Annotated in this window: 9 protein-coding genes; 5 read left to right on the top strand and 4 right to left on the bottom strand. The window is 58.4% G+C overall.

Translation table 11 applies throughout. The annotated features are described in order from the left end of the window. Positions 1-24: 24 nt before the first annotated feature. A complete protein-coding gene (locus EV561_RS28505) occupies positions 25-270 on the bottom strand; it encodes a hypothetical protein (protein ID WP_132526833.1) in 246 nt (81 codons plus the stop codon). Positions 271-730: 460 nt separating this feature from the next. Between EV561_RS28505 and EV561_RS28495 the strand changes: the two genes are divergently transcribed. Beyond that, the gene (locus tag EV561_RS28495) at positions 731-1432 is read left to right on the top strand and encodes a type 1 glutamine amidotransferase domain-containing protein (protein WP_132526830.1); all 702 of its coding nucleotides are present in this window, start codon (positions 731-733) and stop codon (positions 1430-1432) included. A gap of 534 nt (positions 1433-1966) precedes the next feature. Here EV561_RS28495 and EV561_RS28490 read toward each other — a convergent pair. Then, complete coding sequence (locus tag EV561_RS28490) at positions 1967-3970, bottom strand: ABC transporter ATP-binding protein/permease (protein ID WP_132526828.1); 2004 nt, start codon at positions 3968-3970, stop codon at positions 1967-1969. 138 nt (positions 3971-4108) lie between these two features. Continuing rightward, complete coding sequence (locus tag EV561_RS28485) at positions 4109-4321, bottom strand: hypothetical protein (RefSeq protein WP_132526826.1); 213 nt, start codon at positions 4319-4321, stop codon at positions 4109-4111. 630 nt (positions 4322-4951) lie between these two features. Here EV561_RS28485 and EV561_RS28480 point away from each other — a divergent pair. Continuing rightward, complete coding sequence (locus EV561_RS28480; protein ID WP_245513006.1) at positions 4952-5266, top strand: hypothetical protein; 315 nt, start codon at positions 4952-4954, stop codon at positions 5264-5266. 631 nt (positions 5267-5897) lie between these two features. Here the strand turns inward: EV561_RS28480 and EV561_RS28475 are convergent. Then, positions 5898-6968 carry a transposase gene (locus EV561_RS28475; RefSeq protein ID WP_165927939.1) on the bottom strand — a complete coding sequence of 357 codons (1071 nt, stop codon included), beginning with the start codon at positions 6966-6968 and terminating at the stop codon, positions 5898-5900. 714 nt (positions 6969-7682) lie between these two features. Here EV561_RS28475 and EV561_RS28470 point away from each other — a divergent pair. From EV561_RS28470 to EV561_RS28460, 3 genes are all read left to right on the top strand, one after another. Continuing rightward, positions 7683-8642, top strand: a complete 960-nt coding sequence (locus EV561_RS28470; protein ID WP_165927938.1) for a tyrosine-type recombinase/integrase — start codon at positions 7683-7685, stop codon at positions 8640-8642. A gap of 272 nt (positions 8643-8914) precedes the next feature. Continuing rightward, entirely contained in the window at positions 8915-10171 is a 1257-nt protein-coding gene (locus EV561_RS28465) for a tyrosine-type recombinase/integrase (protein WP_165927937.1), read from the top strand. After that, positions 10158-11249, top strand: a complete 1092-nt coding sequence (locus EV561_RS28460) for a hypothetical protein (RefSeq protein ID WP_132526818.1) — start codon at positions 10158-10160, stop codon at positions 11247-11249. Before EV561_RS28465 ends, EV561_RS28460 begins: the two co-directional genes overlap by 14 nt. Positions 11250-11264: the final 15 nt, after the last annotated feature.

Genomic DNA, 11264 nt, shown 5'->3' with positions numbered 1-11264 from the left:
CTGTCATATTTCGCTGCACGCGGCTCACGCTGATCGATCCAGCATCTGCCGAAGCATTGCCACAAGCCCGTCGGTATCGTCATTTGCGGCAACCGAGAGCAGGCGGCCTTCTGCGAGCGAGATGATTGCTTCGACGCTTTCCTTCTCCGACCAGCCCGCATCCATGGCCCGGGCAAGAAGTTCGCAGAACGCGGAATCAAGCGCATCCTGGCATCTGATATCCCGATCGGGATCGTCTCTGGTGACAAAGGGACGTGAGATGCTGTTCATCTTATCGTCCCCGATTGGCCAGCTACCGTCGGAGGCATCACTTCAGCGAGGAATTCAAACTCATCCAGCATGTGATGAACGTCTGAGCCGGCTCTCGTGACTGTCCAATAGTCGGGGTCCTCGCCGAAGACGGCCGAAACCCGGGCCACTTCAAGGTCCGAAGACGGCTCTCGGCGCCGAACCCAATAATAAATGTCCGGACGCAATTCCAAAGAGACTGGCTTACGCATGTGGGTACCTCGAACATAGCCCGGCGAAGAGCATGCTGCGTATTCGTTCTCAATTTATTAAACATCTCCTAAAATACGTGTCCTTATCAAGGCGATTTGCCGGGATTCCGGTAGGCGGCGCCAAATTCGTTTGAAGCAATACCTATGTGCAAATGCGCCACAGGCGGATCGCTGCAATAATCCGCCCGTGCAGCAGTCCGCTGCGTGAACGATTAGGAAGGAACCGACAGATGAAGATCCTGATGGTGTTCACCTCGCATGACATACTTGGCAGTACAGGGCGCAAGACGGGTTTTTGGCTCGAGGAAGGCGCTGCACCCTATTACGTCTTCCGCGACGCCGGCATCGAACTGACGCTCGCCTCGCCAAAGGGCGGGCAGCCGCCGGTCGATCCGAAGAGCGACTTGCCTGAAAACCAGACGCCGGCGATGGCGCGTTTCAAGAAGGATCCGGATGCGCAGAAGGTCTTCGCCGCGACCAAGAAGCTCAGCGACGTGAGTTCGGAAGGCTTCGATACGGTCTTCTACCCTGGCGGCCACGGGCCGATGTGGGATCTGGCTGAAGATCCGATCTCAATCTCGCTCATCGAGTCCTTCTACAATTCCGGAAGGCCGGTCGCGGCCGTCTGTCACGCGCCGGGCGTGTTGCGTCATGTGACCTACAAGGGCGCTCCGATCGTAAAGGGCAAGCGCGTTACGGGGTTCACGAACACCGAAGAGGAAGAAGTTCAGCTGACGAAGGTGGTGCCATTCCTGGTCGAGGACGAACTGAAACGCCTTGGTGGCCTGTTCGAAAAGAAACCGAACTGGCAAAGCTTCGCAATCACCGACGGCCGATTGATCACCGGCCAGAATCCGGCGTCCTCGACAGCAGGCGCCCAGGCTCTGGTAAAGTTGCTGAGTGAGTTGAGGTCCAAGCCCAGCGCCGCTTAAGTCGCAATCGTCGCCTAGCTCAGGTCGAGGTCGCAAGCTGAGGGAGTCTGCGACCGTGATCGCTGTTGGGAATCACGAAACCTTCGTCCGCGATAGTCGCGTTGATGGACATTATCCTCCGTCGTGGAAAGGCCGTCTCCGGGCGGGCGGAGACGGCCTTGGCGGATCAGGGAAACGATCCGCAAGCTCCAGTGGAGGGGAGGGGCACCGGAGCAAGGCTGTGGTTGCAGCTACCGCTTATCGAGGAGGGCAGCCACTGCAAGGACTCTATGCCGCGGCGGCGCCTTGCGTAAGTGAACTTAGGTATCGGCCGCCTATACAAGTGGGCAGTGGAGCAGGGGGACGTCCATCGCCGCCGCCACTGGCGCTCAGTCGAACGCGCATCATCGCAAGCCGGTTTTTTTCTGGACACGTGCGTTGGTCAACATATTTGAGAGTGGCGATTGCTGCAGATGATCCACTTGGTAGCCGCATCGATCGAGCCGAAGGGCAAACCGTCGCGATATCAGAGTCGCGTGTCCGGCGAGACAGACTTCAGCTTTTGTTCCCCGGCGACGCGGCTTTCTTCGTGCTGTCTTTCGGTGCGGAGCGCCCCTTGTCCAGAAGACGCGAAAACACGTTCTGTTTCTTCTTTTTCGGAACGAGATCGACATCACTCACGAGCTTTGCGCCGCCTTCGCGCCGTTCCAAGGTGATCTTTCGGCTATGGAAAGCTTCAAGTTCTGCGCGATGGGCGACGCTGATGATGGTGATATCAGGCAATTCGCGGATCACCATCTCCATCATCCTGTCCTGGCTCTTCTCGTCGAGCGCCGAGGTTGCTTCATCAAGCACGATGATGTCGGGATTGTGCAGGAGGAGACGTGCAAAGGCGAGCCGCTGCTTTTCGCCGCCCGACAAGGTCTGGTCCCATGGCGCCTCTTCCTCGATCCTGTCGTTCAGATAATCGAGGCCGACTTTCTCGACGGCCGCGTTGATCTCGTCGAGCGGCCAGCCATCGGCTGCACGGGGGTAGGCGACGGCGCGGCGAAGCGTGCCCGAGGGTATGTAGGGCCGCTGCGGCAACATGAACAATCGGCTGTCGGGATGGAAGTCGACGCTGCCATGGCCCCAGGGCCAGAGACCGGAAATTGCCCGCACGAGCGTGCTCTTGCCCGTCCCGGATTCCCCGGCCACGAGCACGCGTTCGCCTCGTTCGATCTTGACCTCTGTCTCCTTGACCACGGACGTGCCGTCATCGAGCGTCACGGAGAGATCGTTGAGGCACAGCATTGCCTCGCCCTCGGTCTCGCCATGCCTGATGCGCACGACGGAGTCGCTCTTTTCGGCACGCTCCAGCCCATCGAGCGACATCATCAGCGAGGCGACGCGGTGGGCAGAGGCGTTCCAATCAGCAAGGCGCGGGTAGTTGTCCACCAGCCATCCGAACGCACTTTGAACGATGGCAAAGGCAGAGGCGGCCTGCATGACCTCACCCAGCGTCATGCTGCCTTCGAGAAATTTCGGCGCGCAAAGCAGGACCGGCACGACAGGTGCAATCAGCATGGACCCCTGCGACACGAGCGTCGTGCGCATATATTGATGCGCAAGCAGCGCCCATTGCTTCAGCACATTGCCAAAAGTCCTGTCGAGGTCGTTGCGCTCCTCCTCTTCGCCGCCAAGCAAGGCAATGCTTTCGCCGTTTTCGCGCACATGCGTCAGCGTATAGCGAAATTCAGCTTCAACCTGGTTCTTGACCTCGGACACCGCAACGAAATGACGGCCGATGACCGCCATCGAAGTTGAGGTGATCACGGCGTAGAGGACAGCCGTCACAACGAGAAAGCCTGGAATTGTGATGATCGAGCCCGTGATCGAAACCGTGAGGGCTCCGCCGATCGTCCATAGCACGACGATGAAGGTCGAGGCCGATACGAAGGCGGAAATGACGCCGGCGAGGAAATCGACAGGGGATTCCGTCGCGATCCGCATATCTTCCGAGAGACGCGCTTCCGGGTTCTTGTGAGCATCGCCGCCGATGAGGTTGAGCTGATAGTAACGGCCATTTGCGAGCCAGCGGGCAATGAGACCGGTCGTCAGCCAGGAACGCCATCGCCGCTGGATCATCATGCGGACGTAGACTTGTACGGTGACCAGAGCGACACTACCGAGCACCAGCGGCAGGAACACCACACTGAGAACATAGACGGTATGCGCATCGTGCTGCTCAATGGCGTCAAAAATCCAGCGGTTCCAGAGATTGATGCCATACTGGAAGCAGACATTGGCGCCGATCAGGGCAAGTAGCCCGATCGTGCATGGCCAAGCGAAGCCGTCGCCGCGGCGGCTCCAGTAACCGCGTGCGCTAATCCAGAAACGCTTGAGCAAATATTTCTTTCGAGCCTGCTCGGCCTCTTCGGGCGGCAGGGTTCGATCCGGTTCGATAACCTCGGGCGGCGGAACATCCTCGGGAGTGGAGACCTTCGCTTGGCGCGTCTCCTCGGCACCCCGCGGCCTGGTGCCGTCGACCGATTTCGGTTTGAGCTTGGCGTCGGTCATATGTGTCACAACGGCTAAATAGCCCAAAGGTTTCACCGGACTGATGTCGAACCTCGCATCGCTTGCTGCACGTGGACCGCTGCAACGTCAGACGCGTTCCCGTTCGACACGGGTCGAAAGCGAGGGCAAGCTTCGTTGTCAGGCCGCGCCGTCCGCGGGCTGCCTGTGGCGATCCCGCTCTCGCTTGGTGCTTTCGGCAGCGCCGTGGTCGCCGAGAAGCTTTTCCCGAGCTTGCGCGATTTCATTGGCGGAGACGACCGTTGGCTGCTTGTCGTCGGGAATACCGGGACCCGTCTTGGCGGCCCTGGTGCTCCTTGGTCGGCGGTTGAGAGCGTTCGTGCTTTTGGACATGGAAGTTTCCTTTCTGGAAAGAAAACGAGCGCGACGGCCATTTGTGCCCTGAGTCGCCCAAAAAGATGATCCGGGGAACTTGCGAGCGGGCGAGGGCGGTAAGCTGTCTGCAAGGCGGACCCAATTCCCGCAGGTAATTTCAAACCCTGAAGGTCGAGTTCATCGCCATTTGCATAGGTGCATTGCACAGCGCTTTTCAGGACAAAAAAGCCTGGGAAACGCGGTGATTTTCATGCTCGCGGCTAACTGCGCGAAAGCACGGTGATTTCAGTTCAGAAGATTGCCGTGTTCTTTCAGACTCACCCGATCTCATGGGATTTTCCTGCTTGTCGTCTGTCGCGTAACACACGGAAAAGTATACACAAAAAAACGACAGGTTCTGCGGAATGGAGCCGGAATGCCGCTGCGCTTGGGGACCCGCAATTTGCGTCACTACGCGGATGTACTGGCCGGGAGTCGGAGTATCCCATGTTGTCGAAGTCGCTTATTTTCAAGAGTTCGTTTGTTCGCAATATCTGAAAAGTGCGTCCAAGTCCGTGTCAAGGATTTGTCATAAATGCTGCGACGCGAGAGGAGTAATGGGCGTGCCGCTGACGGAAATGTCAGCGTCAACAAAAGGAAGCCCCCAAAATGAAAAGACTCCTCTTTATCGCCGCTGTCGGCCTGCTTGCTACGAACGCGATGGCTATGTCCAGCTACGACGCCAAGTCCGTGAGCTGCGGAACCGTTCACCAGAAGATCGCCCAGGAAGGCGCCGTTGTTCTCCGCTATCCGTCCCATCACCCGGGAATGATGATGTATAACCGCTATGTCACGAACTCGACGATGTGCGTCGGCCAGGGCGGCTCGTCACGCACCACCATCGCCGTGAGCGACGATCTGAAATGCCCGGTTATGACCTGCAATACCACGACAGGAAAAGGTCCGAACAAGAACCAACGCTGATAGGCGATATGTCTCTTAGGGTAGGGGCGCTCGCCCCTGCTCTCCGAGGCACGGTCCTCAAGGTGAATGGCTGTCGTTTTTGCCGTGACGATGCATCTGCCCGTCGCGATTTCAGTTTTGATCTAGGGTCTTTGGAATCCCGGTAGCTCTGAGGGACGCAGTTTGTGGTCCAACGATCGCCGCGGCTAGAAGATGTTACGGCCCCCAGGCATATGCTCGCGCATGAACCTCTGATGTGGCCAGAAGGCCTTCAGTTTCTAACCACCCGTGCGGCGCAAGATGCAGACGGCGTCGAAGCTTTCTCAAGTGCCGTTGTCACTTCGCGGCGACACTATCGCCAAGCGTCGAGAAATAGCCGCCGTATCCCAAAAGCTCGGCGATCACGAAGCGCATTGTGCCTGATCGCCCGACAGATCGCAGAGCGCTGACGCCCGATCTCGGTGATCGGAAGCTTTCCGCTCGACCAGGCGATGAAGACGACGCCGATCGGCGAGGGTCAGTTGCCGATAGCATGAAGCCATTGAAATCACTTGGAAGCAGATGGTATCAGCGTCCATCCGCAAGTCGCATAAGATAGATTATGGAACGACCGAGCTATTCCGGTTTTGTTGCGTTTGAGCGAAATGGCCCGTCATCTGGCGCGCAAAAGGCCGTTTGGCCGTTGCGCTAGCATGACTTCTGCGTCCGACCAGTTACATTCATGGCATATCCAGCGAATTGACCGGAACCGCTTTGCCACCGGCGGGTTCAATATCGTGGCTCCAAAGCGCGCGCTCCTGGGCAGCCGTGAACCACCGCCGTACCGGATATTTTCATGGTCGCAGCACTGGCATAGCCGGATAGAGCAATCGTCGAACGGCGATCGTCGCCCCAGCGAACCATTCTCCACTTCTTCAGCTGTGATGTTGGCGACAGCGCGATCAAGCATCGATCGCGCTGCTCCATATCCCTTCAATCCCGGAATTCCCGTTGAATCTGCAAGCTGGCGAGCCCAACGGCGAACTACGCTGACGATGTCGCCGAACGACCGCAAAACCAGCAAAGACAGATTGTTCAAAAAACTCTCAAGGCGAATGGCCGCGGCATAAGGCGTGCGCGCCTTCCAAACGTCGTGATAGTTGCGTCGGGCTTCCATTGCGGATCTCATCAGCGGATTGAGATCGAGCAACGTCTGCATCTGGAATTTTCGACCGCTCGCGCAAAGGGCGCGGTGAGCAGCAAAGTAAGGATCGGTGGCCTTGAACCTGGTCAGCGTGCTGTTCTTCAGAACTTTGTCCGCAGCATCCTTAAATCGCTTGCGAAGTCCCGACGGATGAACCGCTATTCTCGCTTCCGGGAGCGCCTCCTGGACTGCGCGATGGTACGCTTCGACCATGTCGATTGCCACCACTGAAACAAGCTCTCTCTCCGGGAAGGCATCAAGCCATCGCCGTACATCCGACGCACGATCCGAGAAAACAATGTCCACCAAATTCCGCCGGCCGACGTCCCAGAACACAGTAGTCACCCTGCCCTTGATGTGGCATCGCGCGACGCCCAGAATCTGGGGAACCGAACAGATACGGTTGTCCAGTTCAGACACCCGCTTCGAGGCCAGCGCATTCCTCACAGTCTTCTCGTCGAGCCCGATCGAATGTGCGATATCGGCGATCGGCCGGGACCGAGCTTCCTCCCACAGATGAACTAAAAGTCGGCGGGACATTCGGTGTCGGTGGTCAATATCTCCAATGGCCGGACGCCGACTTGTCAGACAAACGCCGCACCGCAAGCGCGGATAGACAAGGATTATCCTGACGGGAATTCCTCTGTAGGGTACGTCGGCTATGACCAATTGGCGTCTTCCATGTCGGCGAAGACGGCCCCCACAGCCGCAGACGGCGTCGAGCACTCGAACAGAGGCTTCGATATTCAAACGTCTCGCGCTCTCGTCGAATGAAAAGCGCCCAGTCGCTTCCATTCCAGCCGGAAGGTGTCGACTTGCTTCAGGAATCTCTGGTTCTCGAAACAACATCCGTCGGAAGCCTCGATTGTATGCAATCTGCAACCAAAAAATCCGCCACGCGTTGTAGCAAACCTAGATTTTGAAGGGAAATATGTCAATTATGATAAATACTTAACCGACGTTTTTGTTGTTGCGTTTTCTGGCGCTCGCCTCGATTCTCCCATGTCATGAGGAGGTGCGGCGATGTCAGTCCATGTTCTTCAAGCGGGTCCGGCGTGCCTTGACGCCGACGGCGTTCCACGACTTTGGGCGACCCTTTGGGCAACGCTCTGGCCGCTGACTATTAGCAACGATACCGCGAAGCGACGTCTTCGGGCTGCAGACCTCCTCTATACGATTAGCGACGAACTCTTCGGCTACCGATCACTGGACGAAGTCCTGACCGCCGGCGACCTTGCCAAGATTCACAGCCTCTTGGATGCGGCGCATCACCGACTGCGAAACAGAGCGAGAAGCGAACACTCCAACCTAGGCAAGACGTTCGACCACGCTAAAGCATTCATATTCGATGCTATGGCGCGGTGGCACGGCGCTGGTTCACTGTCACCGATCCGACGTGCGCTCGACGAGCTTGAGACCCACTATCGAGAAGCTGACGTCGACGCTGTTGAAAAGGACATGAAAATCCGCGCTCTTCCGGAGATCGTTGTTCGCGAGCTCGGGGAGATCTTCAACCCGCTCTCACCGCGCAATCCGTTCAGGACAGCGTCGCTTCGCTGGCGAAACTTTCTTTTGTTCCTCTTGTTACTGACCCTGGGAATTCGCAGAGGCGAGTCAGCGTTAATGACAACGGCGTCAGTATATTCCGAATTCGACATCCGCCTGGGCCGCATGGTCTATTTCGCGAACATCATGGAGACACATGAAGCGGATCAAAGGTCCGAGGCCCCTTCCCTGAAGACCGAGGCGTCACTCCGGCAAATTCCTATTGCGAAAAGCCTCGTCCGCATTCTCAGCGTCTACGAGGTAGAGCATCGCCCGGTTTCGCACACACCCTTCCTCCTGCTCTCGCAGAAGAAGAAGCCCCTTTCCGTCCGACAGATCAACAGTGTCTTCGAATCTGCGACGGCGGGTTTCTCCGATGAGGCGATCGCCGCGCTCGCCCGGCAGCGCCGCGAGGCCGTGACGCCTCATGATCTGCGGCACACATGCGCGGTAATGCGATTGAAGCGTCATGTCGACGGCCAGGGACTCAGCCTGGCCCTCGCGCATCAAAGGCTCCGCGAGTTCTTCGGCTGGGATCCCGACTCAGAAATGCCGGCACATTATTCCCGAGCCTACAGCCAGCCAAAGGCGGCGGAGGCATGGGATTTCGCACTCGACGCGACATTGGATGTCTTACGCCACCTCGGCATTGACCCTGAGGAACTGTGACAATGGAGACGGGGTGCCCGGAGGGCGAAGCGGTGGCATCCCGACTCTGTCAGCAGATGGAGATAGCCCTCGCAGAGCTCGATCTTCCTGCCACTCCCTCCATGGCGCGGTACTGGGACGATTTCGCGGATCGCAATCAGACCATCGAGGCGCTCCGGTCTGCGAAATGCGTCACGCTCCTCATCGGTGGTGAGACCCGGAGGTGCGACTTTTCAATTTTTGGTCCTGTCGCCGATGTTATGAAATGCGTTTTCCTGCGCTGGTTGAGGCATATGAAAGCGACGACGGTGGTAGGTTATTTCTATGGCGTCCGGGCGATGAAGGAGCAACTGGGCTGCCACAGTCTGGCGGAGCTTGTCCTGCTCGCACCGATTGAACTGGAGTGGTATTGGGCACGCAAGATCAAGCCGTTTGTTTCATACGAGACAGCGTCTTCGCTTCGGGCGATGTTGCATGCGCTCGCGGCGCTGGAGATCGCCGAATGGAGGCCACATGATGCGGTCCGGATCCGCTATTCGATAAGAAGTCCGCTCAGGGACAGATTTCGAAAGATCAGGCTTGGCGATAGCTACCTGCGCGCATACGAACAGGCGCGTGTGGTCGACAGGCTCGACCATTTCAGCTCGACCGTCACGCACGCGACGCCCGATGTTCTGATATTCGAAGCCGCTGTTCTCGTGCTCGGCTTTCAGCACGCGCTGAGGCCAGGCCAGTCCGCAAGGCTTAGGCGCTCGGAGACCGAGGTGTATGATGACGGGTCGATACAGCTCGCGGTGCCCTATCTCAAGCAGCCGAAGGGTACGCCACGGCGCGTCAGCCTGCGGTCGATCAGGATTGAATGGGTTCCCATCTTCCGGGAACTGATCGCACGTTCGGCGAAGAACGCCGAGGACCGTCTCCTCCCGCTGACTCCTCACGAGGTTTCCCGCGTCACCAAAAGCGCCCTCAGCGGAATAGGGCTGGACAGGACCGCCACCGACCTCAGACATACCGGCGCCCAACGACTGGCGGACCGGGGCGGCTCGCTTCATGACATCATGGAACTGCTGACGCACGAGTCGTCGAAGATAGCACAGGTGTATGTGGACAGCTCGCCGTCCCAGGCGAGGATCATCAACGACGCTCTGGGCCTTTCACCCTTCTATCGCGACATACCGGCAAAACACGCCAGGCGTTTCGTCAATCGGGCTGCGTTGGAAGAAATGAGCCCCGACAGACGCGTCAGCGGTGTGCCCCACGGGTTTCCAACAGGGACGATCGGAGGCTGCACGTCCGGACAGAGCATGTGCGCGAGAACTCCTGTTCTCGCCTGCTACACCTGTCACAAATTCATGCCGTCAGCCGACCGGGAAGTTCATCGCGGCGTCGAGACGGGACTGCGGAGTGTAGTCCAGAGATTCAGAGATGCAGGAAGCTGGCAGGAAGGCTCGCCTGTCTTCTATCAACTCGGTGTCACGATCGGGGCCGTGGGTGACGTTATTCGAACGTTGGAATCTCGCCAGGACGAGGATCGCGATGAAAAACTTTGATGCGTTCATCTCGGGGACCAAGGAACTCGCGCGTCAGAAGCAGGTCGTCTGGAGCACTCCCACCGACGCTTCGGGCGACATCGCGCTGGCGTACAGGTGGGCGATGGGCGCGATGGCCGGCGCGCGCCGCCAGGAGCCTTACTTCTCCAGTTCATCGCCAGACGAATCTGCCTTGCACCACCTGAATTCGGTCAGAGCGGCCCGGGGACTTCCGGCGGTCCAGCGGAAAGCGGCCGGTAGCGACTGGTGCGATCTCATGAAAGCGGTAATCATCGAACAAATCTACATCAGAACAAACGGACCCGGCCAGGCACACCGCCACGTCCTCATGCTTCGACTGCTTGCCGCGGATGCGGAGGACACGCCTCCCTGGGATCTCGATCCGGGCACCGTCCGGCGCTCATACAATGCGGCATTGACCAAGGGCCTATCGGGCAAGGACGCGCTGGATTTCAAGACGACGATCAGACTGTACTTCGATCGGCGCGATCTGGCGGATCTGCCGGCCTTGGAAAGGCATTGCGTCGCATTCGCGGGAATAGGTTCTGAGGTCATGGAACTGCGACGCCTTTCGCAGAACAATCATCACTCTCGGCTCGCAATTCTATCCCGGCTGGGCGATCGCAGGTCGGCAGAAAAGCTTCCGGATCGGGATTCGTATGCGCGGATTGTGGACATCGTCTTCATGATGCAGCCGCAAAACTTTTCCGACCGGATCCGGTTCTGCGCGATCAAGAAGATGATTATTCTGGGCCTTAGATCGGAGGAAGTTCTGGGCGCGCCTGCCGACTGTCTCGCCTGGCGCGACTATTTCGATGCCGACGGTACGGCGGCCGGCACCAAGGGCGGGGTCTCGCGGGAACACGCATTCCGCTTCTTCGCTGCCAAGCAACCCACTCAGGAGGAAAGCACCGATGGCAAGGTGCTTTTCGAGACAAGCCAGTCGGTGCCGCAGCGGTTCCAAGGGGGTTGTCGAGGATACGGTGGCGGAAATGCTCGCGCTGACGGCTCCGGCCCGCAAACGCATCCGGCTCCAATCTCACACGGGACGGCTGCTTCCGGAGTATTGCGAAACTGATCTTGTGGCCGCGTG

The sequence above is a fragment of the Rhizobium sp. BK376 genome (genome assembly GCF_004341625.1).
Classification (GTDB): domain Bacteria; phylum Pseudomonadota; class Alphaproteobacteria; order Rhizobiales; family Rhizobiaceae; genus Rhizobium.
This window is presented reverse-complemented; position numbering and strand designations above follow the sequence as displayed.

Bases quoted from the DNA above. Each gene is read 5' to 3' on its own strand.
- EV561_RS28485 (WP_132526826.1), bottom strand. From the start codon at position 4,321: ATGTCCAAAAGCACGAACGCTCTCAACCGCCGACCAAGGAGCACCAGG.
- EV561_RS28475 (WP_165927939.1), bottom strand. From the start codon at position 6,968: ATGTCCCGCCGACTTTTAGTTCATCTGTGGGAGGAAGCTCGGTCCCGG.
- EV561_RS28460 (WP_132526818.1), top strand. From the start codon at position 10,158: ATGAAAAACTTTGATGCGTTCATCTCGGGGACCAAGGAACTCGCGCGT.
- EV561_RS28490 (WP_132526828.1), bottom strand. From the start codon at position 3,970: ATGACCGACGCCAAGCTCAAACCGAAATCGGTCGACGGCACCAGGCCG.
- EV561_RS28505 (WP_132526833.1), bottom strand. From the start codon at position 270: ATGAACAGCATCTCACGTCCCTTTGTCACCAGAGACGATCCCGATCGG.
- EV561_RS28465 (WP_165927937.1), top strand. From the start codon at position 8,915: ATGAAAGCGACGACGGTGGTAGGTTATTTCTATGGCGTCCGGGCGATG.
- EV561_RS28495 (WP_132526830.1), top strand. From the start codon at position 731: ATGAAGATCCTGATGGTGTTCACCTCGCATGACATACTTGGCAGTACA.
- EV561_RS28480 (WP_245513006.1), top strand. From the start codon at position 4,952: ATGAAAAGACTCCTCTTTATCGCCGCTGTCGGCCTGCTTGCTACGAAC.